22 protein-coding genes and 1 pseudogene are annotated in these 25,459 nt (G+C 54.8%); 8 read left to right on the top strand and 15 right to left on the bottom strand.

Annotated elements, in window-relative coordinates:
- Positions 1 to 61: 61 nt before the first annotated feature.
- The 3 genes from DW806_RS11200 to nagA all read left to right on the top strand — a co-directional run bounded on the left by DW806_RS11200 (position 62) and on the right by nagA (position 3,633).
- Entirely contained in the window at positions 62 to 1,564 is a 1,503-nt protein-coding gene (locus tag DW806_RS11200) for a PTS transporter subunit EIIC (RefSeq protein WP_118730011.1), read from the top strand.
- Positions 1,565 to 1,767: 203 nt separating this feature from the next.
- Positions 1,768 to 2,505 carry a glucosamine-6-phosphate deaminase gene (gene nagB / locus DW806_RS11205; RefSeq protein ID WP_118730012.1) on the top strand — a complete coding sequence of 246 codons (738 nt, stop codon included), beginning with the start codon at positions 1,768 to 1,770 and terminating at the stop codon, positions 2,503 to 2,505.
- Between the two features lie 15 nt (positions 2,506 to 2,520).
- Positions 2,521 to 3,633, top strand: a complete 1,113-nt coding sequence (gene nagA / locus DW806_RS11210; protein ID WP_118564378.1) for an N-acetylglucosamine-6-phosphate deacetylase — start codon at positions 2,521 to 2,523, stop codon at positions 3,631 to 3,633.
- A 99-nt stretch (positions 3,634 to 3,732) separates the two neighbouring features.
- Here the strand turns inward: nagA and DW806_RS11215 are convergent, their stop codons facing one another.
- The 8 genes and pseudogenes from DW806_RS11215 to gap form a co-directional block, all read right to left on the bottom strand.
- Complete coding sequence (locus tag DW806_RS11215) at positions 3,733 to 3,891, bottom strand: binding-protein-dependent transport permease (RefSeq protein WP_117490033.1); 159 nt, start codon at positions 3,889 to 3,891, stop codon at positions 3,733 to 3,735.
- Positions 3,892 to 3,957: 66 nt separating this feature from the next.
- Positions 3,958 to 4,536, bottom strand: coding sequence for a flavin reductase family protein (locus DW806_RS11220; RefSeq protein ID WP_118730013.1), 579 nt, complete (start codon positions 4,534 to 4,536; stop codon positions 3,958 to 3,960).
- A gap of 57 nt (positions 4,537 to 4,593) precedes the next feature.
- Positions 4,594 to 5,757, bottom strand: coding sequence for an AfsR/SARP family transcriptional regulator (locus tag DW806_RS11225; protein ID WP_118480633.1), 1,164 nt, complete (start codon positions 5,755 to 5,757; stop codon positions 4,594 to 4,596).
- Between the two features lie 555 nt (positions 5,758 to 6,312).
- Complete coding sequence (locus tag DW806_RS16105; protein WP_442861152.1) at positions 6,313 to 6,450, bottom strand: zinc-ribbon domain-containing protein; 138 nt, start codon at positions 6,448 to 6,450, stop codon at positions 6,313 to 6,315.
- A 140-nt stretch (positions 6,451 to 6,590) separates the two neighbouring features.
- Positions 6,591 to 7,100 (bottom strand): annotated as a pseudogene (locus DW806_RS11230) (zinc-ribbon domain-containing protein); the annotation flags it as partial.
- Between the two features lie 54 nt (positions 7,101 to 7,154).
- Complete coding sequence (locus DW806_RS11235) at positions 7,155 to 7,931, bottom strand: sulfite exporter TauE/SafE family protein (RefSeq protein WP_118480637.1); 777 nt, start codon at positions 7,929 to 7,931, stop codon at positions 7,155 to 7,157.
- Position 7,932: 1 nt separating this feature from the next.
- On the bottom strand, positions 7,933 to 8,367 hold the full coding sequence (locus DW806_RS11240) for a MarR family winged helix-turn-helix transcriptional regulator (protein WP_118480639.1): 435 nt from the start codon (positions 8,365 to 8,367) through the stop codon (positions 7,933 to 7,935).
- A gap of 150 nt (positions 8,368 to 8,517) precedes the next feature.
- A complete protein-coding gene (gap, locus tag DW806_RS11245; protein WP_110435898.1) occupies positions 8,518 to 9,546 on the bottom strand; it encodes a type I glyceraldehyde-3-phosphate dehydrogenase in 1,029 nt (342 codons plus the stop codon).
- Between the two features lie 392 nt (positions 9,547 to 9,938).
- Between gap and DW806_RS11250 the strand changes: the two genes are divergently transcribed.
- Positions 9,939 to 11,018, top strand: a complete 1,080-nt coding sequence (locus DW806_RS11250) for a sensor histidine kinase (protein ID WP_158578360.1) — start codon at positions 9,939 to 9,941, stop codon at positions 11,016 to 11,018.
- Between the two features lie 50 nt (positions 11,019 to 11,068).
- On the opposite strand, the gene DW806_RS11255 is transcribed toward DW806_RS11250, so the two are convergent.
- The 3 genes from DW806_RS11255 to DW806_RS11265 all read right to left on the bottom strand — a co-directional run bounded on the left by DW806_RS11255 (position 11,069) and on the right by DW806_RS11265 (position 13,760).
- A complete protein-coding gene (locus tag DW806_RS11255; protein ID WP_118730016.1) occupies positions 11,069 to 11,386 on the bottom strand; it encodes a hypothetical protein in 318 nt (105 codons plus the stop codon).
- Positions 11,387 to 11,551: 165 nt separating this feature from the next.
- Positions 11,552 to 12,343, bottom strand: coding sequence for an S-layer homology domain-containing protein (locus DW806_RS11260; protein WP_158578361.1), 792 nt, complete (start codon positions 12,341 to 12,343; stop codon positions 11,552 to 11,554).
- Positions 12,344 to 12,617: 274 nt separating this feature from the next.
- Positions 12,618 to 13,760, bottom strand: coding sequence for an iron-containing alcohol dehydrogenase (locus DW806_RS11265; RefSeq protein ID WP_243022720.1), 1,143 nt, complete (start codon positions 13,758 to 13,760; stop codon positions 12,618 to 12,620).
- Between the two features lie 1,481 nt (positions 13,761 to 15,241).
- On the opposite strand from DW806_RS11265, the gene DW806_RS11270 reads away from it, so the two are divergent.
- Positions 15,242 to 15,592 (top strand): LPS biosynthesis protein, encoded by a 351-nt coding sequence (locus DW806_RS11270; RefSeq protein WP_181967716.1) that lies wholly within the window; start codon positions 15,242 to 15,244, stop codon positions 15,590 to 15,592.
- A gap of 191 nt (positions 15,593 to 15,783) precedes the next feature.
- On the opposite strand, the gene DW806_RS11275 is transcribed toward DW806_RS11270, so the two are convergent.
- Complete coding sequence (locus DW806_RS11275; RefSeq protein WP_118286227.1) at positions 15,784 to 16,698, bottom strand: sugar phosphate isomerase/epimerase family protein; 915 nt, start codon at positions 16,696 to 16,698, stop codon at positions 15,784 to 15,786.
- Positions 16,699 to 16,881: 183 nt separating this feature from the next.
- Here DW806_RS11275 and DW806_RS11280 point away from each other — a divergent pair, with 183 nt between their 5' ends.
- The 3 genes from DW806_RS11280 (at position 16,882) to DW806_RS11290 (ending at position 19,806) form a co-directional block, all read left to right on the top strand.
- The gene (locus DW806_RS11280; protein WP_110435903.1) at positions 16,882 to 17,748 is read left to right on the top strand and encodes an AraC family transcriptional regulator; all 867 of its coding nucleotides are present in this window, start codon (positions 16,882 to 16,884) and stop codon (positions 17,746 to 17,748) included.
- Positions 17,749 to 17,905: 157 nt separating this feature from the next.
- The gene (locus tag DW806_RS11285; protein WP_118730018.1) at positions 17,906 to 19,294 is read left to right on the top strand and encodes an MATE family efflux transporter; all 1,389 of its coding nucleotides are present in this window, start codon (positions 17,906 to 17,908) and stop codon (positions 19,292 to 19,294) included.
- A 269-nt stretch (positions 19,295 to 19,563) separates the two neighbouring features.
- Entirely contained in the window at positions 19,564 to 19,806 is a 243-nt protein-coding gene (locus tag DW806_RS11290; protein ID WP_110435905.1) for an HPr family phosphocarrier protein, read from the top strand.
- A 242-nt stretch (positions 19,807 to 20,048) separates the two neighbouring features.
- On the opposite strand, the gene carB is transcribed toward DW806_RS11290, so the two are convergent.
- The 3 genes from carB to pyrF all read right to left on the bottom strand — a co-directional run bounded on the left by carB (position 20,049) and on the right by pyrF (position 25,447).
- Positions 20,049 to 23,234, bottom strand: a complete 3,186-nt coding sequence (gene carB, locus DW806_RS11295) for a carbamoyl-phosphate synthase large subunit (RefSeq protein ID WP_118730019.1) — start codon at positions 23,232 to 23,234, stop codon at positions 20,049 to 20,051.
- Positions 23,234 to 24,328, bottom strand: coding sequence for a carbamoyl phosphate synthase small subunit (locus DW806_RS11300; RefSeq protein ID WP_118730020.1), 1,095 nt, complete (start codon positions 24,326 to 24,328; stop codon positions 23,234 to 23,236). The genes carB and DW806_RS11300 overlap by 1 nt, the downstream gene beginning before the upstream one ends.
- Positions 24,329 to 24,529: 201 nt before the next feature.
- Positions 24,530 to 25,447, bottom strand: coding sequence for an orotidine-5'-phosphate decarboxylase (gene pyrF / locus DW806_RS11305; RefSeq protein WP_117752127.1), 918 nt, complete (start codon positions 25,445 to 25,447; stop codon positions 24,530 to 24,532).
- Between the last annotated feature and the right edge of the window lie 12 nt (positions 25,448 to 25,459).

Here is a 25,459-nt window from a genome sequence, read left to right on the forward strand (position 1 = left end):
TCCCATCCGTCAACACAATCGGCCGCTTCGGCGGTCCACAAAATAAGGAGGGGAAACTCTTATGATGAAAAAACTGCAAAAGCTGGGCAAGGCTTTGATGCTGCCGGTAGCTGCGCTGCCGATCTGCGGTATCCTGATGGGTCTCGGCTACGCGATCGCTCCGGGCGTTATGGGCGTGCCGGGTGCGGCCACGAGCGGTGCACTGTATAACATTGGCTTCCTGTTGATAAAGGCAGGCGGCGCGCTGATTGACAATATGGCATGGCTGTTTGTCATCGGTGTTGCAGTCGGACTATCCGACGACCGCGAGGGTACCTCGGCACTGGCCGGTCTGGTATCCTGGCTGATGATGACCAACCTGCTGAGCACCGGCGTTGTTACCACGCTGATGCCCGCAATCGCGGATGATCCGGTAAAAACGCTGGCATTTGACAAGATCCAGAACGTATTTATCGCTATCATCGCCGGTATCATCGGCGCAAGCTGCTATAACCGCTTCAAAAACGCGAAGCTCCCGGACTGGCTGGCATTCTTCAGCGGCAAGCGCTGCGTTGCCATCGTAACCGGTCTGGTTTCCATCGCGGTATCCGTTGTCCTGCTGTTCGTATGGCCTGTCATCTTCAGCGCTCTGGTAGCTGTTGGCGAAGGCATCATCGGCATGGACGGTATCGGCGCCGGCATCTATGCATTCCTTAACCGTCTGCTCATCCCGACCGGCCTGCACCACGCGCTGAACAATGTATTCTGGTTTGACACCATCGGCCTCGGAGACCTGCAGAACTACTGGGCCGGCTTTCAGACCGGCGATGTCGGCATCACCGGCAATGTCATTGGCTGGAGCCTCGGCATGTATATGTCCGGCTTCTTCCCCTGCATGATGTTCGGTGTTGCCGGTGCGGCTCTCGCGATGATCAAGGCGGCCAAGAACAAAAAGGCTGCTATCGGTCTGGTCCTGTCCGCTGCCATCTGTGCATTCATCTGCGGCGTTACCGAGCCGTTTGAGTTCGGCTTCATGTTCCTGTGCTTCCCGCTGTATGTTGTTTATGCTGCTCTGTACGGCATTTTCGCCATTATCACCTACTATGTCGGCTTCCGTGCAGGCTTCTGCTTCTCCGCAGGCGCGACCGACCTCGTATTCTCGTCCTTCCTGCCGGCAGCGAACAACACGCTGATGATCATCCCGCTGGGTATCGCAGCATTCGTTGTATTCTATCTGGTATTCTACTTTGCGATCACCAAGTTCAACCTCAAGACCCCGGGCCGTGAGGATGAAGAAGCCGACTTCGCAGAGGTTGACAAGAATGCCAAGCTGGCAAATAACGACTTCACCGCTATTGCAGCTGCAGTCCTCGAAGGTCTGGGCGGCAAGGAAAATGTAGAATCTCTGGATAACTGCATTACCCGTCTGCGTCTGGAAGTCAAGGACGGCACGCTCGTCGACGAGAAAAAGATCAAGGCTGCAGGCGTGGCTGGCGTAATGCGTCCGTCGCAGACCGCGGTTCAGGTTATCATTGGCACCAAGGTCCAGTTCGTAGCCGACGAAATGGCAAAGATGCTGAAGTAACACTGAAAGCAATTCAACGCAGCCTGAAGTGCTCGCACACGGTTTGGAAATACAGCCGCGTGGGAACACCGAATGGTTAAGAAATCGCAACCAATCTAACTAACCTATCTTGTTTGCATATCACGATTGCGCTCCGCGCAATGGAAAGGGCGGGCACATTGCCTGCCCTTTCTATTTCCGGAGACAGAAGAAAGAGGTATTCCATGAAAATCATTCGCGCTAAGGATTATAACGACATGAGCCGCAAGGCAGCCAACATCATTTCGGCACAGGTTATTCTCAAACCGGATTCCGTACTCGGTCTGGCAACCGGTTCGTCACCGATCGGCATTTACGAGCAGCTGATTAAATGGTATAACAAGGGCGATGTGGACTTCGGCGGCTGCACGACCTTCAATCTGGACGAATATCGCGGCCTGACACCCGATCACGACCAGAGCTACCACTATTTCATGCACAAAAACTTCTTCGACGCGGTGAATGTGCCGGCAGAGCGCATTAATCTGCCGGACGGCGCGCAGCTTGACGCCGAGCGGGAGTGCAAGCGCTACGATGCAGCCATTAAGGCGGCGGGCGGCATTGACCTGCAGCTGCTCGGCATGGGCCTGAACGGACACATTGGCTTCAACGAGCCGGACGAGTATTTCTCCAAGGGTACGCACTGTGTAAATCTGACCGAGTCCACCATCGAGGCAAACAAACGCTTTTTCGCGTCGGCGGATGATGTGCCGCGGCAGGCGTATACCATGGGCGTGCAGACCATCATGCTGGCACGGCGCATCGTGCTGGTGGTTTCGGGCGAAAACAAGGCAGAGACCGTCCGCAAAGCGTTCTTCGGCCCGGTAACGCCTCAGGTTCCGGCATCCATCCTGCAGCTGCACACAGATGTTTCCATCGTAGCGGACGAGGCAGCACTGTCTAAGTGCGGCGATTTGCTCTAAAAAGGAAGAGAAGTTATGGAATTTAGCAATTTGAGGGTATATCAGCCGGACGGCACGTTCAAAACCGGCGGACTGTCCATCTCGGGCGACCGGATTGCATCCGCAGAGGTGAGCGCGGATGCGGTGGATATGGGCGGTCTGTACGCCGTGCCCGGACTGGTCGATCTGCATTTTCACGGCTGCATGGGCCGCGATTTCTGCGACGGCACGCATGAGGCTATCTCCACACTGGCAAAGTATCAGGCACAGATCGGCGTGGCCGCCATCTGTCCGGCGACTATGACCTATCCGGAGGACAAGCTGACACAGATTGCCGAAGCCGCCGCAACCTATCAGGCGGAGAGTAATGACGCGGCGCTTGTGGGCATCAACATGGAAGGCCCGTTCATTTCCGAGGCGAAAAAGGGTGCGCAGAACGGCGCTTATCTGCATGCGCCGGACGCGGCCATGTTCCGCCGGGTGCAGGAAAAAGCCGGCGGTCTGTTCAAGCTGTGCGATCTGGCACCCGAGCTGCCCGGTTCGATGGAGACCATTGACGAGCTGGCGGGCGAGGTGCGTATCTCGATTGCGCACACGACAGCGGATTACGACACCGCCTGCGAAGCCTTCAAGCATGGAGCGCGGCAGGTGACCCACCTGTACAACGCCATGCCGCCGTTTTCTCATCGGGCACCGGGTGTGATCGGTGCAGCCTTTGACAACGATAACGTGGCGGTTGAACTCATCGCGGACGGCGTGCATGTGCATCCGTCGGTCGTTCGCGCGACCTTCCGGCTGTTTGAGAACCGTGTTATCCTGATCTCGGACAGCATGATGGCGACCGGACTGGATGACGGCGAGTATTCGCTCGGCGGACAGGCGGTTACCGTGCGCGGCAACCTTGCCACCCTGCACGACGGCACGATTGCGGGTTCCGCAACCAATTTGATGGACTGCGTGCGCTCGGCTGTTAAAATGGGTGTTCCGCTCGGTCAGGCGATTCGTTCCGCGTCCACCAATCCGGCGTGCGCTATCGGCGTTGAGCACGATTACGGCTCGCTCGAGCCGGGCAAGCTGGCGAATGTGCTCCTGCTGGATGAGGAGCTGAACATTCACACGATTCTGCTGCGCGGCAGAATGCTGGGCTGAACAGCGATTTGATAAAGAAATGAAATGAAAAGAACCGGCATCGAAAGATGCCGGTTTTGCGCTGTTTGGGTTGCATGGTGCGGAAAACTGGAAGTCGTCTTACTTCTTGTCATTGAAGTAGATGATAAAAGCACCCATTACTGCAATAGCAATGAGCAATCCAAACTCATACCAATTACCTAAAAGTTCAACTCCTACGACCGTACCTAAATAACCAACAATCAATGTAACGATTGCTGCCAAAATCGCTTTACCCATATAATCACACTCCTTTGTCAAATTTCGATTTAATATTTCAGCCAATAGTATGCAGTTGAAAACGCCTTACTTCTTCCTCTTTTTCTTCTTCTGCACGCTGTATCCGAACTTGCCGAGATATTTGCCGAGCGCAAAATACTCGCCGTGGGAGTACATAATCAGGTTTGCATCGTTGATATGAAACCGGTCGTTTTCGTCCAGATATGTATCATCAACCGTCACGCCGACCACCTCGGCGATGAACATGGTATGGCTGCCGAGTGCGCGGCTCTCGGTCACGCGGCAGGCGATGTTGACCGGACTTTCCGCGATAGCGGGTGCGCTGACATGCTCGACCGGCATGGGCGTCAGACCGGTTTTCGCAAATTTGTCTACATCACGGCCGCTGACAACGCCGCAGTAGTCGCACGCGCGCGCCAGCTTTTCGGTGGTGAGATTGATGACAAATTCACCGGTTTTCTCGATAATATCGTAAGAATACCGTGACGGACGGACCGAAATCGACACCATCGGCGGGTTGGTGCAGATCGTACCGGCCCACGCTACCGTGATGATGTTGGGACGGTGCGCTTCATCGGCAACGCTGACCATCACCGCCGGAACGGGATTGAGCATGTTGCCGGGCTTCCAGCTTTGTTTACCCATGTTTATCTCCTTTATTGTGCGCGGGATAGACGGCACGCAGTTGTTTTGAAAGTCCGATTACGTCAGCGGCTGCACCGTATAGCGGAGCCGTGCGGGCGAGTGCGGATACCGACGGTAAAACGCGCTTACCAGTCGGTCGGCGACCATGCGGCTGTTTTCGTAATTCGCCTGCGGCAGCAGGATGATATACTGCGAAATGCTGCATCGAGCGATCACATCGCCGCGGCGCAGATTGTTCTGGACAAGCACTTGCAGATTGTTCATTGCGGGGTCCAGACTGCGGCGTGCAAGCATTTCGCCGTCCTTGCCGGAGACCGACAGCAGGCAGATATTCGCTGAATGGCCGTTTCGTGCGATCGAACGGGCTTCGGAACGGTACAGAATCTTGAAAAAGTCGTATTCGCATACCATGGCGCCGCCGTGCGGCGCAGGCTCCGCAAGCTGAGAGCAAACCTCGTCCATGGTCAGTGTGCGGTCGTTTACGGTGCGTGTTGCCTGACGATACAGCGTGCGCAGCGTCTCGGACGGCATAACGCCGAAATGCGCAAACAGCAGCTCGCTCATTTCCTCGTAGACCGACATAGTGCCCTTCATATCGCCGGTGCGGAGCAGACCACGCATGAGGTGCTCATACAGGTCCTCCTGATACGGCTCAATATGAATCGCCTGATGGCACAGCGCAACGGCTTCGGCGGTGCGTTCCTGCTTTTCAAGCAGTTCGATCGCCCCGGCTGCCGTACGGGTGTACAGGCTGTGATAGTAGGCCACGATTGGAATGGTCCAGATTTCATCGGTCATGCGCGGCAGCGGATCGCCGGCATACAGTGCCAGTGCAGCCTGATACTCTGCCAGACGGACATCGTCATCTCCGGCGGCTTCGGCGGCATGAAAATGCGCCTCGAAGTCCTCAATATCGAGGGAAAGCGGTATAACGTTGTTCCAGAAGTATCGTCCTGCTTTGCGGCGGATGAGCAGGCGGCCAAGTCCCGGCTGCAGTTTGTCCAGCGCGATACGAATGCGGTGGAAGATTGATTTGAGCGCATTTCCGGGATCCGCGCTTTTTTCGCCGTTGCTCCAGTATAGATGGATCAGCTCCTCCTGGGCGAACGAGCGGCCGTGGTTATATATCATATAGGCCAACAGTGACCATACCCGGCGGGAACGGTCGTCGCTGTCGGAAATGGTGCGGTCGCCGTATCGAAGGGTAAACTGCCCGAGCATCTACACTTGTAATGTAGGTCCGTTCATCTTTGCTCCCTACCTTTGTATGATGTGTTCGCAGATTGACGCGCATGACCGATTACAAAGTCATACGGCATATATTAAAATATACCACGAAACCGGCAAAAATGCAAACCGGAGAACAGGGAACAGAGGAGTTCCTGCAGGTGCAGCCGCAGATTTGAGGGAGAACTGCCGTTGAGAAGCGAGCGCATAAAATAACATAGTATATGGATTGATTCTGAGGAAAATACGAAAATGCAGCATGATTTGCACTAAAAAGAACGCACGTTCTTTATTGAATGTTCAATTTCTCTGTATGGATAGGAGCAAGGGCAGGGTAGCAGGCTTGCAGACAATACGCTCTGCTTGGACGCCGACCGGAACAATATGGACAGCCATCCCCGCGAATCCGCTTGCTGATGGAACTCTGTCAGACATGTCCCTTCTCGCATTGCCACTCATGGCCTTTTCACATTTCCACCCAAATTTCTTATTGGATTGCCCTGCTATCTCACTGGGCCAAAGCGGCAAATTCTTTGTGGAGTGCCAGATTCAAATAAGCGCAGGCTCCGACGGCCTCACCAAGCCGCATCGCGTCCCAGTTCTCGGATGACAGATGGGGCATCTGCTTTTTCGAGAATTGGTGCGGGAACAGATGGCTGCTTTCCAAACATGTCCTTCCGAACAGATCCAGTATACTTTTTTTCAGAGCCGGGCACTACATCATAAGGTGTCAGAGGGGAATTTAACGCAGAATGCCACTCCGCGGCAATTTCCGGCCGGAGCACTGCCAGGCAGTTTTTCTCATACGCCTGAAGATTGGCACAGAACGGACAGTTGGAACGGCGCTTGGTCCTATTAGCGATCGTTGCTCGATACTCCTGCTGACATTTTGGACAGTGCCACCAAACTTTTCGAGGTGAACCGCTGAATACAGTATCAGGCTTGTCGGCGTTGCGGGTGCTCCACTCCAACGCGATTGCAGGATATTCTACCGCCAGAGTGCGTTTCTTTCGCTCATGAAAATACATTTGATTAATTGCATATTGATCCCGCCGGTGATGAAAATCGAGCGGCTGTAAATCAAGATAGCAAAATACAGAGGCGATCATTTGGTCAAGATGCCTGTCCTGCTCATCAAACCGATACAGAATTTTCGTCTTCTGCAATACAACCGGCTCAGCCAGCTCCCGGCTGTCACAGATCCGAAGCACCTGATATCCCGCATCTCGCAGGGCGCGGTCTTTCCGTTCTGCCCTCTCTCTGGCCGCCATACTGCTGTGATAATAGTACCCATCATGTTCCAGCACCAATTTGTGTTCAGGCAAAAAAATATCCATATTCTCAATTTTCAACTGAAAAACCCCTTTCCGACAGAGCGGAAAGGGGTTTGTTTATGCGATTTTGGAGAATAACATAACAGCAAGGCCGAGCACGACAAGAATCACGCCGGTGGCGCGGTTGAGCGTTTTCGGGCTGGCCTTATTGGCGAACACGGCAGCGATGCGTGCCCACACGAGCGTGAAGATCACGCACAGAGCCCAGATCAGCGGGTCAGGCATTCCGCCAATGGCGAAGTGCGAGGCCGCGCCTGTGAGCGCTGTGAACGTCATAATGAACACGCTGGTGCCGACGGCGGTTTTCAGCTCGTAGCCGAGCACCGAGGTCAGGATGAGCAGCATCATCATGCCGCCGCCCGCGCCGATGAAGCCGCAGATAAACCCGATCAGCACGCCGCAGACAATGGACTGCACAGCTCGTTTGCGCGCGGACACGTTCATCATCGCCTCTTTGGTGGTCATGACCGGACGGACGATGAATTTTACGCCGAGCAGGAACGTCATAAACACCGAGAAGCTGCCCATCGTTCGCGAGGGGAGCAGGCTGGCGATATAGCTGCCGACCACGGTGAATACAAGCACGCTGAGCATTATCAGCAGGCCGTTTTTGACATCCAGATTTTTGTTTTTGCCGTAGGTATAGGCCGAAACGGCGCTCGCCAGTACGTCAGACGAGAGCGCGATGCCGACCGCCATATACGGGTCCATGTGCAGAAAGGTGATGAGAATGGGGCTGATAACGGCGGCGGCGCTCATGCCCGCGAAGCCGGTGCCGAGGCCAGCGCCCATGCCGGCGAAAAACGTGACGAGCACGGTGAAAAGCATCGTCATATCAGCGCACCTCCTGCAAGAGCTGGTCGAGATTGCGGTCGATGACACCGACGGCATCGCCAAACGCCTGCCGCTGTTCATCACTCATGCCGGAGAGCAGACGGTCGATGAACTGCGCCTGCAATGCGCGGCCGCGGTCGATGATGGGAAGCGCCTTGTCGGTACATATCAGACGGGTCTTGCGGCGGTCGCCGGGGATGCTCTCGCGGCGCAGATAGCCCTCTTCGACCAGCCGGTTGACGTTGACTGATACGAGGTTCGCCTTGATCCGGCGCAGCTCCACGATGTCGCTGGCGGTGTCATGGCCGGGGTTGTTGGCAAGGAACAGCAGGATGTCAAACGCCGTCTGTGTCAGCTTGAGTTCGCGGCACAGCGGTCGGCACATTGCGCTGTATGCCAGATCGGTCTTGTGCGTAAATTCCATATAGGGATTCATGTATATCACCTGCTTCAAAAATAGATAGTCTAAATTTGAACTAAGTATAGCATGATATGCCTGTGCCGTCAAGCCGGAGAGAAAGAAAAAAGCTCTTGTTCCGAAGAACAAGAGCTTTTTGAAAACATTTTATACGCCAGTGGGCAGCAATTACTTGTTGTCAACCTCTGCCATGTGCTCGATGAGCATCAGCAGCTTGTTGGAGTAGCCCCACTCGTTGTCGTACCAGGAAACAACCTTTACGAAGGTGTCGGTCAGGTAAACGCCAGCGTTAGCGTCGAAAATGGAGGTGCGCTCGTCGCCCAGGAAGTCAGAAGATACAACAGCATCCTCGGTGTAGCCCAGAACGCCCTTCAGGCCGCCCTCAGACAGCGGCTTCTCGGAAGCAGCCTTCATAGCAGCGCAGATGTCTTCCTTGGTAGCCGGCTTAGCCAGGTTAGCAGTCAGGTCAACAACGGAAACGTCCAGGGTCGGTACACGCATGGAGATACCGGTCAGCTTGCCGTTCAGCTTCGGGTAAACCTTGCCTACAGCCTTTGCAGCGCCAGTGGTGGACGGGATGATGTTGCCGCAAGCAGCACGGCCGCCGCGCCAGTCCTTCTTGGACGGGCCGTCAACAACCTTCTGAGTGCCGGTTGCAGAGTGTACGGTGGTCATCAGGCCCTCGGTGATGCCGAATGCCTCGTCCAGTACCTTAGCGATCGGAGCCAGGCAGTTGGTGGTGCAGGATGCGTTGGATACGAAGGTCATATCCTTGGTGTAAGTGTTCTGGTTAACGCCCATTACGAACATCGGGGTGTCGTCCTTGGACGGAGCAGACATGATAACCTTCTTAGCACCGCCATCGATGTGAGCCTGTGCCTTCTCCTTGGTCAGGAATACGCCGGTAGACTCTACAACGTAGTCAGCGCCAACCTTGCCCCACGGAATGTTCTTCGGGTCCATCTCTGCAAAGAACTGAACCTTCTTGCCATCAACGGTGATGGAGTTGTCATCATACTCGATGGTGCCGTCGTAACGACCGTGCATGGTGTCATACTTGAGCATGTATGCCATGTAGTCCGGAGTCATGAACGGATCGTTTACCGCTACGAACTCAATGTTCGGGTTCTTCAGACCAGCGCGGAAAACCATACGGCCGATACGGCCAAAGCCATTGATACCTACTTTGATACCCATTTTACAGTGTTCCTCCTAAATGTTTTGATGAAGTTCTCTGTTGATGTTATTATTATACACTAAATGCGCAGTTTGCCGCAAGGTGTAATATTTGTGATTTTCTTGTCATTCTGCCCGGTATTTTTGTATAATTTTCTTTGCAATGACAGTAGCGGCAGTGGTATAATAAACACATCGTACAAAATATGGGGATTCGGTTTGTATAATCCCCCGATTTTCGGGATGAGAAAAGCACAGCGCGCGCCGTGCTGTTTTTTCACATCCGCGAAGACAGAGATTAGTATGCCAAATACCGCGCAGCATATACCGGACGCAGGAAAACACGATCGAGAATGACAGCAGCTTTCCCACAGTACAAAGGTAAAATTACACGGTGTTTTGGGAGGATAATGATGGAAGACGCATTTTTTTCGCAGCTGGACGGCAACGCAGTCCGTGAGCTGCTGCTGCGCACCGAGCTGCGGCATGCGGCGCTGTTCGCAGTGAGCGATACGCTGCGTATTGAGCGGTGCAGCGACGCGGCACAGCAGCTTTCCGGTCTGCACCCGATGGAGGAGCTGGATCCGTTCCTGAGCGGCAGCACGCGGAATATACTGCTCCGGTGCATAAATACACAGTCTGCCTGCACCGCAGAGGAGGACATCGACGGAACGGTCTACACGGTCGAAATGATCCCGCACCGCGGCGGTGCACTGCTGGCGTATCTGCGGCGCGACCGTGCCGCCTATGACGGCAGCCTGCGGGTCATTCAGGACAAAAGCTCGCGTTATCTGGGTGCTTTGATGGCCGAGGCCGAGCAGGTGGAGGATCCTGCACTGGCAGACGGGCTGCGGCGGCAGTGCATGCGGCTGTATCGGCTGCTGACGCACTCGGATTTACTGCACGACCCTCTGCTGACCGAGCAGCTTTCTCTGCGGCGCTGCGACCTGTCAGCGCTCTGCCGCGATGCTGTACAGCAGGCTGAGACGCATGCGCCTGCGGGCAGTGCAAAATTCATCGTACAGGTGCCGGAGCACGCAGACGCGCTCATTGACGCGAGACTGGTGCGTACGGCAATCTATAACCTGCTGACAAACGCGCTGCGCGTAACACCGGAGGACGGCGAAATCACGGTTTCGCTGACCGATACGCGGGATTTTGTGACGATTGCGGTTGCCGATACCGGTCCGGGACTGGATCCGGCGAAGTTCGATGACCTGCTTTCCGGCTGGCGGCGCACCACCTCGATGGACGATTACCGGGCGCTCGTGCGCGGCGGCACACCGCTTGGTCTTGGCCTGCCGCTCGTCAATCAAATCGCGCAGGCGCACGGCGGACGGCTGCTGCTCACGCAGAGAGAGGGCGGCGGCAGCGTGCTGCACCTGTGTCTGGCGCATTTGCCGCATACGCTCGAGGATGACCTGTTCCGCGCACCGACTATCATCGAGGACGGTTATACCGTCGAAGAAATTGAATTTTCCATCATGGAATGAAATAAAACAGCCTCAGAGGCGTGCAAAAATCACGCTCTGAGGCTGTTCTCTTATGTGTTGTCGGGAGAGGTGTACGAACCGCGGTAGACCTTAATGGACTCCGGCAGCCAATGCCCATCCGCAGGCTTCTGAATTTCGGTGATGGTGTACGTCAAACCGCGGTATTTGGCGTATACGATGGAGGTTTCGCTGTCGTAAACGGCGATTTTGGTGCCGTCAGGCATGGTTTTCTGCCAGACAGTGAGTTCATCGTCCGGCGTGCTGCTGACAAAAAGCAGGCCGCCGGCCGGCATATAGCTGATGTTTAGACTTGCAGCCAGTACGCACAGCAGCGGAACGATCAGCAGGAATGCAATGCGTTTTTTCATAGAGCCGTCACCTCTTTCGCGGAAGCTGTCTCTCGGTATCTGCACTATAGCAGATAAAACGTATTTTTACAATTCGCGTTTTGACTGAAAACTGTGACGTGAAATTGATGTCCCAAAGACATAGAAAAACCACCTGTTATCAGTGATAACAGGTGGTTTTGCACATTATTTGATCTGCTGAGACAGGTTGTACAGCACCTGTGCCAGCTCAACCGACTTAATCTGTCCCTTGGGATTGAATGCGCCGTGATTGTCGCCGTTCATCAGTTTGCTGGTCTGACAGAACGCAACGGCATCCTTCGCCCACGGAGCGATCGAAGAAGCATCGGTAAACGCGGTATTCACACTCGTATCAGTCGAAACCGTAATCTTTCCGGCCTTTTCGAGCAGCGCGATGTAGCGCTGCAGCACTGCCGCGAACTCCTGACGGGAGATGGAGTCATAGGGACGCAGGTAGTGCTGACTGTCGCCGGTCATAATGCCGGATTCAAAGCAGAACGAAGCGCCATCACGGTAAAGCTCGGGGATTTCGGCGTAATCGGGCGCTTCCTTAACAGCCATGCCCGCATAGGATGCAGTTAGTTCCGGGTCAACGAGCTTTGCACTGTTGTAAATCGCTTCGGCAACCGTGCAGCGGTTTTCCGCCGGATTGAACCACGGGAAATATTCTTTACCGTCGATATGACCCGCCGGCAACATGATGTTGTCCTCAATCACATAGCGGACTGCGGGCGTGAACCACGAGTTCTCCGGCAGCTCGTATTTCTGCTCGAACTCGGCATTGGTCAGGTCCTTGTCGTTCCTGGTGTAAAGGTTGTTTTCCTGCTCATCGGCGGTCTGTGTGGCGGATACGGTGGTATCAACGTTATCCGGAAGGTCGGCAGCGAGCGCGGTGGTGCTTATGGAGAGTGCCGTTGCACCGGTGAGGAAAAATGCCATTACCTGTTGAAATTTCATAGAGTGTACCTCCTTGTCTGCGGCAGAGCCGCAAGCTAATAGATGTATGACGTATATCATACTCTGTGACTATTATAGCATGATCTGGCGGCAATACAAGCAGTGTAACACAGATGTAACGCAAACGACACAAAGTCGTCCGAAAGTTCCGCCCGTTGGTTGAAACTTTCTCCCTCCCAAAGTCAAAAAGTCAGCGCTATCGCGCGAAAATGTGTTAGCAACTGCCGTTATCGAAAAAAGAGCGGACCAATCGGTCCGCTCTCAGCGTATTCGCTTAAATGCTTTCGGTGATGATGTCCATAATCTCCTCGCGGGACAGCGTGCGCGGATCGACACGGAACAGAGCGCCCATGGTGCTTGCTGCGTTGTCAGCGAGTTCGCCTGCATCCTCCGGCTTTACACCGTAGTCGGACAGGCGCAGCTTGTCCACGCCGCACGCCTGCTGCAGCTCAGCCAGCGCAGCGAGAAAATCGCCGTCCGCACGTCCGAGTGCGTGTGCAATGGCCTGCAGGCGGTCAGCCGAGGTGTCCTTGAAGCGGCTCCAGTATGCCTTGGACAGCATGATCAGACCCGCGCCGTGCGGCAGATCGGGATGGAATGCGCTCAGCGCATGCTCGATGGCGTGCTCGCCGCTGCAGCTCGACAGCGTTTCGACAAAACCTGCCAGCGTGTTTGCCAGTGCCACATCCGCGCGTGCATCGGCGTTGCCGCCGTTCTTAACAGCCGTTGCCAGCGATTTGCCAATCAGCGTAATTGCCTGCAGCGCGAACATGTCGCTCATCGGGCTTGCAGTCTTAGCCAGATAGCCTTCGGCCGCATGGAAGAATGCGTCAAAGCCCTGGTATGCCGTCAGATGCGGCGGAACGGTCATCATAAAGTCCGGATCGACGATCGAAATGGTCGGGAAGCATTTCTCACCGCCGCCGCCGATCTTTTCCTCACCGTTGGTGATAACTGTGAACGGGTCAGCCTCCGTGCCCGTGCCTGCGGTCGTCGGAATGGCAACAATCGGCAGTCCGGCATTGACCATGCGCTTGCCGCCGCCCGTGCCGCCGTGAATGTAGTCCCACCAGTCGCCGTCGTTGGTCGCCATAATGGCAACCGCCTTGGCCGTGTCGATGGACGAGCCGCCGCCGAGACCGACAACAAATGCAATGTTCTGCTCACGGCAGAGCGCAGCGCACTCGCGCACACCCTCGATCGTCGGGTTCGGCTGTACCTTGTTGTATACCATGGTCGGGTGACCGGCTTCCGCCAGCGTATCCGCCACCTTGGCCACATAACCCAGTTTGGTGGTGGAGGTGCCGCCGGTGATGATCAGACCCGTGCCCTGCGGCAGACGTACCTTGGCCAGACGCTTGACCGATCCGGCACCGAAAAATAAGCGTGTCGGCATATAAAAGCTAAAGTTTTCCACTGCAATAGCCTCCTTTTGGGATTAGTAGTTAGTGATTAGAAATTAGAGTGAAGAGCTCCTACCAAGTGGGAGTTAAGACAATACCACATAATTGAACAAGAGTGGTTTGCAAATAAATTTTGCGGTGTTGCCTTAAGTAATGTCCTCACGTTGCATGGACGGCCAATGACCGCCCCTGCGATGCAGATGGTGCAGTTCAGAAAGTAACGGTGTGCCGAGGACGTTGCACCCTACGGTAAAGATTACTGATAATTGTAACTCGGAGGTGTCATCCGTTATATCCAGACCAGCGAGTTGCGCGACATACCCGTGCCGCGCCCGCGCGGCGTCAGCGCAGATTCCGCTCGCTTCGCAAGCCCTAACACTTTTATTATACCAAATTCCACACTTGGAGAAAAGAGCCAAATCACCGAAATGAACGGCTTTTTGTTGTGCAATATGCAGTCTAAAAAGTCGTAAAAAACGCTTGACGTTGTGCAATATTGATGATATTATAATGACACAGAAAAGATAAAGGCAAACACCAAAGGCAAAGTAAAACAGGGGTTTTACTCCAAAAGGCGCAAACCTTCATCTAATCTGAAGGATGTCAATCCGGTTTGATACCCACGAAAGAGGTGAGTCCAATGGTATCAGAAGAGGCATCTTACCAGTTCGCGGGACTCGCCGCGGCGCTGTGACCGAAACGATCAAGGTGATAGCTGAAAAAATGAGCGAGTTCCAATTCCACAATTTGAACCGCCTGAAAAGCGCGATCGGCTTCTAAGCAAAGGTAACAACAACGGTAACTTTGGGGAAGCTATCCTCGTGAATTTAACTATCCGTACATGGCATACTAAGACAGTCAAGCGGATCGAGGCAGCAGGAAAGTAAGGTTCATACATGACAGAACCCTGATATTTGATGCGCCGGCGAACAAAACGAAGTATCTTACGATACCTGCCGGATGCTGCACCCGCCGATGGGCATACTGATGAGTATCTGCAGCATAGACATACCGTATCGGAACGAGATAATATCAAAGTCCGAGTAAAATCCGGTTCGACAAGGCAGGCTGTATCACATCTTCCGCCGAGCAGTGACGCATCACCCACTGGAAATAGAGTTCCCGAATGTAGGAAAGGCAACCAAACGGATTATGTAGTTTGTGCAGTAAACGAACCTTAGCCGGGCGGTTCCGCGAACGTAAGATCGAAAGATGCCGAAAAAACAACCGAATACCAATCCAAATGCGATGGGAAATATCCTGTCGGGAAAAGAGGATCTATGGAGATTTGGAAGTAAAAGCCCTCGTTCATGTGTCTGTGAATGAGGGCTTTATTTTGTCCTTTTTTGTCAATGGCAAAATAGATAAAATGAGTGTTGAAAATCTGTATAACTGCACGAAAACACGGTTTTGGATAAAGTTGCTTTGACGAAACTGTCAAAACTCTGCTATGATGGAAATGCAATACAGTGCAATATATAGAGGAGCGATACTTATGAAAATAGACGGAAACGAGCTGGCCATCCTGCAGAACGACCTTGACCGCGAGGGCAAGAAGGAAGAAGCGCTCAAGATCAAGCTGGAATTTCTGCGTCAGGTGCGCGAATCAGGTGACCACTGCCCGTGTAAGGAGGCGTGCCGCCATCACGGCAACTGCTTCGAGTGCGTGACTATCCACCGCGGACACCGCGACCATTTGCCGATGTGCCTGTGGGATATGGTAAACGAGCGGCTGGCGGCTCTCAGCCACATGACCGAAGGCACGCTGCGCGCCTACGAGGACCGCAAGGCCGCGGAAGGCACCGAGTGCGGTGACTGTTCCGACTGTCCCGGCTGCGGAGAATAAAAATATAACGGACAAACCAAAGCGGTTTGTCCGTTTTTATCTGCCGATAAGTGCATATGGCGCAAAGCCAATCAATTTGCGCGGCAGCGTGCGTTCCATTCCGCTTGTCGGCTGAAATGACGTTTTGTGACAGTATGCAAAAAGGACTTGAGTGAAAACTCAAGTCCTTTTGTGTATTCAGGAAGTATTCTTTACAGCAGCTCGTGCTTAATGCGGTCGAGTGCCTCTGGAGCCTGCTGATCCATCTTCTCCGGGAAGCCGAAGTAGGATACGCAGATGATATTGTCGCCGCCAACCTTCGGTGCGTCCGGCTTCAGCTGCTTGTTTGCGAAGTCCATCTCACGCAGGGTCTCGAAGATGCCGTCGAAATCAACCTCGCCTTCACCCATAGCGGTGTGCTGATGGATGGTGTAGTCAGCACGGCCGCGCTGGTTCAGCCAGGGCGGATTTACGATGTAGCGGCAGTCCTTGGTCTGGTTCCAGGTGTCAGCCAGAAGAACGTGGGTCAGCTCATCGCCGGCGTACTTCAGCATGTGGCGAACGTCGCCCTTGCCCTGATCGTAGAAGAAGCCGTGGGATGCGGAGTAAACGTAGCCCAGGTTCTTGGAACGGAAGGACTTAACGATGTCGCAGGCCTCGTCGTTCAGCTCTACGAAGTCATACGGATGAGACTGGCACTCTACGCGGATGCCCTCACGCTCGATAATCGGGAGAAGCTCCTCCATAGACTTGAAGAACATGCCGTTGCAGATCTCCTGCTGGTTCGGGTCGCCGGAGAACTCGGTATTGATGACCGGTACACCCATGTCAACCGCGATTTCGATCATGCGCTTCCAGTTTGCAACTGCGTGCTGGCGCTGCTCCTCGGTCGGACCGGACCAGCGGTAAACAACGATGAAAGAGGAAATCTCTACACCGGTCTCCTTGAGAGCCTGCTTGTACTCCTGCTGGCACTCCTTGGAGAACAGCGGGTGCTTGTAGAACGGGTTAATGCGCGGATGCGGGGACTGCTCGATGTACTTGTAGCCCCAGTCAGCTACCTTGTGAACATAATCGTTGATGGACATCTGCTTGGCAAGAACGTCAACGTCAAATGCGATTTTCATAAGAATGATCCTCCTTGTCTGTTTGCCATATCAAGGGTGGCTTCCCTGTTTGATGGCTCTATTATAAAGCGTTTCTGCCGTCTTGCCAATGATACAAATTACCCTAAACCTGCGAAATCCTGCTATTCGCTATTGCATCAAACGGATACTTCTGGTAGGATAGAGACAAGGAGAGTGACCGCTATGCTGATTCCCGAATTAGGTGTCCATCAGACCTCGGAACGGTACTTTTTTACGCCGTCTTCGCTTGCAAAGGAGCTTTTTTATTACCCGACGCGGCTCGGACATTACTTCTGCAGCAGCCGGTATTCCTTCAATCATCGGTCGGAAATTGCCCTGCAGGGTGACCATAACCAAAATATCATGCTGTTTTTTGTGCATGATGGCGCAATGGAGCTGACGCTGAACGGTACGCCTGCCATCGCCGGAGCCGGACAGATCGTGCTGTTCGACTGCCGTGAGCCGTACAGCTATGCTGCCTCGGACGGACTGGAGTTCACCTGGCTGCTGTTCAACGGCCTGAATGCCCGTGCATTCTATCAGAAAATCCTGCAGGCACGCGGCCGCAGGGCATTTTCGCCGGCCGCACCGGCGGAGATTGCGCAAATGCTGGATTCTCTGCGGAGCGCCTGCGCCGAGGACGCGCGGCTGAGCGAGGCACGGTGCTCACAGCTGATCCACCGACTGCTGTGTCTGCTCCTGCTGGACGAGACCACCGAGAGCACCGCAGGCGGCGACCGTATTGCACAGGCCATCCGCTATATGAACCGGCATTTGTTCGAGCCGATCGGCGTGCAGGACGCGGCAGCAGCCGTCAGCCTGAGTCCATCGCATTTCTCACGGCAGTTCAAGGCGCGGACCGGCTATTCGCCATATGAGTATATCGTGCTGCGCCGCATCGATAAGGCGAAGTATATGCTGGCCTCCACCGAATTGTCGGTCAAGGAAATCGCCTACGCGACCGGCTACAACAGCGAGGAGAATTTCATTCACAGCTTCCGCAAGAACGTTGGCGTTGCACCCGGAATCTTTCGGAAGTATCCGGTCTAACCGCTTGACAAGTGCGAAAAACGCTGATAAAATAAAGCAGTCGAGTAGCAGAAGTGCGTAAATCCAGATGGATTTACGCACTTTTTTCTTTTGTGCAAAAGACAGGTTGTGGCAGCTTTCCGTAAAGACTCCGAAAATCCAATCGGGAGGTTTCGATATGGATCGGAACAAGGCAGAAAAACGAATGGCGACCGCGCCGGTAGGACGGCTCATGCTGCAGATGGGCACACCGATGATACTATCTATGATGCTGCAGGCGGTCTACAACATTGTGGACAGCTATTTTGTGGCAAATATGGCGGAAAACGGTGAAATCGCGGTCAACGCGCTGACACTTGCGTTTCCGGTGCAGATGATGATGGTCGCCGTCGGCATCGGAACCGGTGTTGGCGCAAATGCGCTCATCGCACGCGCGCTCGGTCAGGGTGACCGGGAGAAGGCGGGGGCAGCGGCAGGCAATGCGCTGACGCTCATGGGGATTATTTATGCGGTGTGCCTGCTGTTCGGCGCGTTCGGTGCGGGTGCGTACATCGGCTCGCAGACGAGCGACTCGATCGCTCTGGCGATGGGCAGTCAGTACCTGCGCATCTGCTGTATGGCCTCGTTCGGTATTCTGTTCTTCTCGGTGTTTGAGAAAACCCTGCAGGCGACCGGCCGTTCGCTTTATTCTACAATCGCACAGGTGGCAGGCGCACTGACGAACATCGTGCTTGACCCAATCATGATCTACGGTCTGCTCGGCTGTCCGAAGCTGGGCGTAGCAGGTGCGGCATGGGCGACCGTGCTCGGTCAGATTGCATCTCTGGCTCTGGCAGCCGTGTTCCATTTCCGTCTGAACAGGGAACTGCCGTTCAGACGCAAGGCTCTGCGCCTGCGCCGCAGTATCGTCGGCGAGATTTACTCCATCGGCGTACCGGCCATCATAGCACAGGGTGCGATGAGCGTGATGAATTATTGTGTTAATCTGATTTTCGGCAGTCTGGACAGTTCGTATGTCACCGCTTATGGCATTGTGTACAAAATTCAGCAGTTTGTTTTGTTCGCGGCATTTGGTCTGCGTGACGCGATTACGCCGATTGTGTCGTTCAGCTACGGCATGCAAAACGCGAAACGCATCCGCGAGGGCGTGCGCTGCGGTCTGATGTATACCAGTGTTCTTATGCTGGTCTGCACTGCGGCTGTAGAAATTCTGGCGCAGCCGCTGGCAGGTATTTTCTCACTGTCCGCAGGCACGATGGGCTTGTGTGTGACCGGTCTGCGCGTGCTGGCGGTCAGCTTTGTGTTCGCAGGTGCAAACATTGCCATACAGGGCGTGTTCCAGGCCACCGAGGGCGGTGTGCAGTCGCTGCTCGTGTCGCTGCTGCGTCAGCTGATCTTCGTACTGCCGGCGGCATGGCTGTTCGCGCGCCTGCTGCCGGCCGGCGTGTGGCTGGCGTTCCCCATCGCGGAAGTGCTGACCGCAGTAATCGCCGCCGTGCTGTTGCGGCATACCGCAGGGAAAGGCCGCCTGTCACAGCAGGATCACGCTGCTTCACTGAGCAAGTAAAATCCTTCCTGACAGAATATACGATTTTTTACACAGTTTTTTGTCGCTTCTCATGAATCATCCGACCGAGAGACTCAACACTGTGCACAAGCACAGAGGATATAATCTGTGAATAGTGCCTAAACAACTGAGAAATTGTGCTTATGTTAAGCGAAAAACGCTGAAAAATGAGAAAATCTATAAAAACCTCTTTTCTTTCTGCTGTTTTATGCTATAATGAAACTAACATAAAAGGGCTTCACGAAGTACAATCTCAGGAGGTAGTTATTATGACCAGAGGTATCCGTGTAAAGAATACGGACGACATTCAGAAGATCAACAAGATCGTAACCCGTTACGGTTTTGATATTTGGATTCACGGCAAGAGCGGTATGGTAGACGCAAAGAGCCTGCTCGGTATGTTCCTGCTGTCCCTGAACGAGCCGCTTCAGATCGTTCTCGAGGATGACGTTGATCCGACCGCACTGTTCAAGGATCTTAAGGATTACCTGGAGATCGACGACGAGGACTAATTTCTCTCGTATAACAGCTTTTGCAGTTCAATTTAACATTTTTCGAAACGGTGCAGTCTTATTGACTGCACCGTTTCTGTTTTCTTACGCTATACAAGAGACTGAAATGATTTTTCCATTTCCTTTGCGCGGCTCCGGATACTGTTCATACGGCGTATCCATTCCGGCGGATTACAAAACCCGAAGGGAGAAACTTCTTTACGAAGTTTCTCCCTTCGGGTTCTTTTTCTATTTCACTGCAATCAGATGGTGTTGATATCAACCATTTCGCAGTTTTCGATCTTAACATCGCCCTCGAGGCAACGCAGCAGCGCGGAAACCGTATCCATCGAGGTCAGGCACGGGATTGCACGCTCTACCGCGATACGGCGGATGTGTACCGAGCCAAGCTCCGGATGACGGCCCTTGACCGAGGTAGCAACAACGTAGTCGATCTTGCCGGACTCGATCAGGTCGATGATGTTCGGGGACGGCTCATCCACATTGCGGATGGAGTTGGTTGCGACCATGTGACGGTTGAGCACGTTTGCGGTGCCGCTGGTAGCGTAAATATCAAAGCCAAGAGCCTCGAAGCGCTCACCGATGCGGATTGCCTCCTGCTTGTCCGAATCACGGACCGAGATCAGGACAGCGCCCTTTTTCTTCATCTGGAAGCCTGCGCCGGTCAGACCCTTGAGCAGTGCCTCGCGGAAGGTCTTGGCAACGCCCAGAACCTCGCCGGTGGACTTCATCTCAGGGCCAAGCTGGGTATCCAGATCACGCAGCTTCTGGAACGAGAATACCGGAACCTTGACCGCATAGTGGTCGCTTTCCGGATGCAGACCGGTGCCGCAGCCCATGTCCTTCAGCTTTTCACCGAACATGCAGCGGGTAGCCAGATCGACCATCGGCACGCCGGTAACCTTGGAGATGTACGGTACGGTACGGGACGAACGCGGGTTTACCTCGATAACGTAGATCTGATCGTTGTACAGAACGAACTGGATGTTGACCAGACCGAGAACAGCGAGGTTCTTTGCCAGAGATTCGGTATACTTAACGAGGGTGTCCTTGTGCTTCTGCTCGATGTTGATGGACGGATAGATGGAAATGGAGTCGCCGGAGTGAACGCCTGCGCGCTCGAAGTGCTCCATGATACCCGGGATGAGGATGTCGTCGCCGTCGCAGATGGCATCGACCTCGATCTCGCGGCCCATCATGTACTTATCGACCAGAACCGGGTTCTCGACCTTGTTGCGGGTGATAACCTGCATGAACTCGCGGACATCGGCCTCCTTGTAGGCAATTTCCATGCCCTGACCGCCCAGAACGTAGGACGGACGAACGAGAACCGGATAGCCAAGCTCGTCGGCTGCCTTGACAGCCTCTTCCTCGGTCATAACCGTATGGCCTGCCGGACGCGGGATACCGCACTTTTCCAGGATAACGTCGAACTTTTCACGGTCCTCAGCGGCGTCGATCGACCATGCCGGCGTGCCGAGGATCGGAACGCCCAGCTTCTCAAGGTGCGCCGCAAGGTTGATGGCGGTCTGACCGCCGAACTGTACGATTGCATAATCCGGCTTCTCTGCCTCAACAACACCGGTAACGTCCTCGGGCGTCAGCGGCTCGAAGTACAGACGGTCAGCGGTATCAAAGTCAGTGGAAACAGTCTCCGGGTTGTTGTTGATGATAACGGTCTCGCAGCCGAGTTTCTGCAGTGCCCAGACAGCGTGAACCGAGCAGTAGTCGAACTCGATGCCCTGACCGATACGGATCGGGCCGGAACCAAGTACCAGAACCTTCTTCTTGCCGGACGGAGGTGCAACCTCGGTCTCCTCATCATAGGTGGAGTAGTAATACGGGGTCTCTGCCTCGAACTCGGCGGCGCAGGTATCAACCATCTTGTATACCGGCAGACGCTTAACATCCGAAATGTCCTTGCCGGACAGCTGCTCGATGGTCTTGTCGAGGAAGCCCATCTTCTTGGCGCGGATGTACAGATCGGAGTCGATCTTGTCAGCTGCAGCCAGTTCCTTCTCCATGTCGATGATGTTCTGGAACTTGTGCAGGAAGAACACGTCCATTGTGGTGATGTCGTGAATCTCCTCAATGGTCATGATGCCGCGGCGCAGAGCCTCGCAGATGTGGAACAGACGCTGGTCGTCCGTGCGGGACACGCCCTTCTTAATCTCGGCGTCAGACTGCTTCTGGATGTGCGGGGCGATCATGCTGTCCAGCTTGATCTCACAGCCGCGGACAGCCTTCATCAGTGCGCCCTCAAAGCTGTTGTCGATGGCCATAACCTCGCCGGTGGCCTTCATCTGGGTGCCGAGGGTGTTGTCCGCGTAAACGAACTTGTCAAACGGCCAGCGCGGGAACTTGACAACGCAGTAGTCGAGCGTCGGCTCGAAGCATGCCTTGGTCTTGCCGGTAACGGCGTTGGAGATCTCATCCAGACCATAGCCGACTGCAATCTTTGCGGTTACCTTTGCAATCGGGTAGCCGGTTGCCTTGGAAGCCAGTGCGGAGGAACGGGAAACACGCGGGTTTACCTCGATTACGGCGTACTCGAAGGATTCCGGGTTGAGCGCGTACTGCACGTTGCAGCCGCCCTCGATGCCCAGCTCGGTGATGATGTTGAGTGCGGAGGTGCGGAGCATCTGATACTCCTTGTCGCACAGGGTCTGCGACGGCGCAACTACGACAGAGTCGCCGGTGTGTACGCCGACCGGGTCAACGTTCTCCATGTTACAGATGGTGATGGCGTTGCCCTTGTGGTCGCGCATTACCTCGTACTCGATTTCCTTCCAGCCTGCGATGCACTTCTCGACCAGAATCTCGTCAACACGCGAGTACATGATGCCGGAGGCCGCAATTTCGCGCAGCTGCTCCCAGGTATAGGCGATGCCGCCGCCGGTGCCGCCGAGCGTGTACGCCGGACGGATGATGACCGGCAGACCGATCTCACGGGTGAAATCAACCGCATCCTCAACCGAGTGAACAACCTTGGAGGCAATGATCGGCTCGCCGATCTTCTCCATGGTGTCCTTGAACATCTGGCGATCCTCTGCCTTTGCGATGGTGGTCGGATTAGCGCCGAGCAGCTTTACGCCCATTTTATCGAGGAAACCGTTCTCGCACAGCTCCATGGCGAGGTTCAGACCGGTCTGACCGCCGAGGTTGGGCAGCAGAGAGTCCGGACGCTCCTTTTTGATGATCTCCTGAACGGCTTCGACGGTCATCGGCTCGATGTAAACCTTGTCCGCCATAGCCTTGTCGGTCATGATGGTTGCCGGGTTGGAGTTTACCAGAACAACCTCCAGACCCTCCTCGCGCAGTGCGCGGCACGCCTGCGTGCCTGCATAGTCGAACTCGGCAGCCTGACCGATAACGATCGGGCCGGAGCCCAGTACCATTACCTTATGAATATCCTTGCGCAGCGGCATTACTGAGCGCCTCCTTTCGACTTTTCAATATTTTCGATGAACTTATCAAACAGATACGAGGTATCCATCGGGCCGGGGCATACCTCCGGGTGATACTGAACGGTGAATACCGGACGGCCGATGTGCTCGAGGCCCTCAACGGTGCCGTCGTTCAGGTTGACATAGCGCACGCGGGCGATCTGCGGGTCAACCGACTCGCCTACAACGGCATAGCCGTGGTTCTGCGAGGTGATGTAGGTGCGGTCCGCGTCGATGTCCTTTACCGGATGGTTGACACCGCGGTGGCCGTACTTCAGCTTGGTGGTCTTTGCGTCGATAGCCAGTGCCAGCAGCTGGTGGCCGAGGCAGATGCCGAAGATCGGCATGTCGGACTTCAGCAGCTCCTTGAGGTTTGCCACGATCTCAACGTTCTCCGCCGGATCGCCGGGGCCGTTGGACAGCATCACGCCGTCGTACTTGCCGATAACCTCCTCCGGCTTGGTGTACGCCGGAACAACGGTGACTTCGCAGCCGCGCTTGCACAGTTCGCGCTCAATGTTGTACTTTACGCCGTAATCGAACAGGGCAATGCGGTACTTGGTCTCACCGTCAGCGGGATAAACGATATTCTCGTCGCAGGTTACGGTCTTAACCGCATCCTTTACAACGTAAGCCTTCATTTCCGCAATGGTCTGCTCATCCGGCTCGAAGCCCTCGGTGTAAATAACGCCGTTCATAACGCCTTCGCCGCGCAGCTTGCGGGTCAGTCGGCGGGTATCGATGCCGGCAAGGCCAACGACCTTCTGTGCCTTGAGGTACTCATCGAGCGTTACCTTGCAGCGCCAGTTGGACGGGTATTCGCACATCTCGCGCATGATAAAGCCGGAAACCCAGCTTTTGCGGGACTCATAATCCTCAAAGTTGATGCCGTAGTTGCCGACGAGCGGGTAGGTCATGGTAACGACCTGACCGTAGTAGGACGGGTCGGTCAGAACCTCCTGATAGCCTGCCATGCCGGTGTTGAATACGACCTCACCGATGCTCTGTCCTTCGTAGCCGACTGCGGTACCCTCGAACAGAGTGCCGTCCGCCAGCAGTAAGTATGCTTTTTTCACTATATCCACACGCTCCTAAATGAAATTCGCGGAATTTCTATTGTAATAGAACGCAGCTTGCTGCGTTCATAAAAAGTCGGGACATGCGCCTGACTTTTTATACCTCGACTCAGCGGCCTTGGGCCGCGTCCGGGGGTATCAAAAATCAGTTTCTACTGGAACTGATTTTTGTATATAGGGGGTATTGGATACCCCCTATAATCACTTAATGGCGTTTACGATGTCGTCGCGCATCCGGATGGCTTCTGCGCGGGCGGCTTCCTTATAATCCTCGCCGTTGTTACCGGTTTTCTTCCATGCGCACATGATGCCGCGGGAGGAGTTTACGATAGCACCGAGACCGTCGTCGTTGAATGCATTTGCGATGTCCTTTGCGGTCGCGCCCTGCGCGCCGTAGCCCGGTACGAGGAAGTAGGACTTCGGCAGCAGCTCACGGATGATCTTCTGTTCCTCCGGGTAGGTTGCGCCGACTACGGCACCGATCTGGTTGTAGCCGCACGGCGTATCCAGACCCTCGCCCCACTTTGCTACCATCTCGGCCATGCGGGCGTAGAGCGGCTTGCCCTCCATGTCGCGGTTCTGCAGTTCGCCGGAGGACGGGTTGGAGGTCTTGACCAGCATAAACAGGCTCTTCTCGCGGCTGCGGCACTCCTTGAGGAACGGCTCTACGCCGTCGGTGCCGAGATAGCCGTTTACGGTAACCGAATCGCAGCCGTACGGTGCGATCTCGGTGTCGCCGACACGGGTCTTGCCGAGGTAAGCCTCTGCGTAGGCGGTTGCGGTAGCGCCGATGTCGTTGCGCTTGATATCGCCGATAACGTACATGCCCTTGGCGTGTGCGTAGTCGATGGTCTCCTTGAGCGCCATCGCACCGTAGGAGCCGAGCAGCTCGTAATACGCAGCCTGCGGCTTTACGGCCGGAACAATGTCGCACAGTGCGTCGATCAGGCCGCAGTTGAAGGCTACGACGCTCTCAGCGGCAGCACGCAGCGTTTCGCCGTGCAGCATCATGTTGCGTCCCGAAATATGCTGCGGGATGTACTCCAGTCGAGCGTCCAGGCCGGCTACGGTCGGGTTGCCCTTTTCCTTGATCTTTTCTACTAAGGTTTGGATAGACATTCGGTTCTTCCT

The organism is Butyricicoccus sp. AM32-19 (assembly GCF_003480365.1).
Lineage (GTDB): Bacteria > Bacillota > Clostridia > Oscillospirales > Butyricicoccaceae > Agathobaculum > Agathobaculum butyriciproducens.

What these genes read in the sequence shown, in the direction of transcription:
- nagA (WP_118564378.1), top strand. Translation starts at nt 2,521, where the DNA reads ATGGAATTTAGCAATTTGAGGGTATATCAGCCGGACGGCACGTTCAAA.
- DW806_RS11200 (WP_118730011.1), top strand. Translation starts at nt 62, where the DNA reads ATGATGAAAAAACTGCAAAAGCTGGGCAAGGCTTTGATGCTGCCGGTA.
- gap (WP_110435898.1), bottom strand. Translation starts at nt 9,546, where the DNA reads ATGGGTATCAAAGTAGGTATCAATGGCTTTGGCCGTATCGGCCGTATG.
- DW806_RS11260 (WP_158578361.1), bottom strand. Translation starts at nt 12,343, where the DNA reads ATGAAATTTCAACAGGTAATGGCATTTTTCCTCACCGGTGCAACGGCA.
- DW806_RS11255 (WP_118730016.1), bottom strand. Translation starts at nt 11,386, where the DNA reads ATGAAAAAACGCATTGCATTCCTGCTGATCGTTCCGCTGCTGTGCGTA.
- DW806_RS11250 (WP_158578360.1), top strand. Translation starts at nt 9,939, where the DNA reads ATGGAAGACGCATTTTTTTCGCAGCTGGACGGCAACGCAGTCCGTGAG.
- DW806_RS11280 (WP_110435903.1), top strand. Translation starts at nt 16,882, where the DNA reads ATGCTGATTCCCGAATTAGGTGTCCATCAGACCTCGGAACGGTACTTT.
- DW806_RS11225 (WP_118480633.1), bottom strand. Translation starts at nt 5,757, where the DNA reads ATGCTCGGGCAGTTTACCCTTCGATACGGCGACCGCACCATTTCCGAC.
- carB (WP_118730019.1), bottom strand. Translation starts at nt 23,234, where the DNA reads ATGCCGCTGCGCAAGGATATTCATAAGGTAATGGTACTGGGCTCCGGC.
- DW806_RS11290 (WP_110435905.1), top strand. Translation starts at nt 19,564, where the DNA reads ATGACCAGAGGTATCCGTGTAAAGAATACGGACGACATTCAGAAGATC.
- nagB (WP_118730012.1), top strand. Translation starts at nt 1,768, where the DNA reads ATGAAAATCATTCGCGCTAAGGATTATAACGACATGAGCCGCAAGGCA.
- DW806_RS11220 (WP_118730013.1), bottom strand. Translation starts at nt 4,536, where the DNA reads ATGGGTAAACAAAGCTGGAAGCCCGGCAACATGCTCAATCCCGTTCCG.
- DW806_RS11215 (WP_117490033.1), bottom strand. Translation starts at nt 3,891, where the DNA reads ATGGGTAAAGCGATTTTGGCAGCAATCGTTACATTGATTGTTGGTTAT.
- DW806_RS11270 (WP_181967716.1), top strand. Translation starts at nt 15,242, where the DNA reads ATGAAAATAGACGGAAACGAGCTGGCCATCCTGCAGAACGACCTTGAC.
- pyrF (WP_117752127.1), bottom strand. Translation starts at nt 25,447, where the DNA reads ATGTCTATCCAAACCTTAGTAGAAAAGATCAAGGAAAAGGGCAACCCG.
- DW806_RS11285 (WP_118730018.1), top strand. Translation starts at nt 17,906, where the DNA reads ATGGATCGGAACAAGGCAGAAAAACGAATGGCGACCGCGCCGGTAGGA.
- DW806_RS11275 (WP_118286227.1), bottom strand. Translation starts at nt 16,698, where the DNA reads ATGAAAATCGCATTTGACGTTGACGTTCTTGCCAAGCAGATGTCCATC.
- DW806_RS11235 (WP_118480637.1), bottom strand. Translation starts at nt 7,931, where the DNA reads ATGACGATGCTTTTCACCGTGCTCGTCACGTTTTTCGCCGGCATGGGC.
- DW806_RS11240 (WP_118480639.1), bottom strand. Translation starts at nt 8,367, where the DNA reads ATGAATCCCTATATGGAATTTACGCACAAGACCGATCTGGCATACAGC.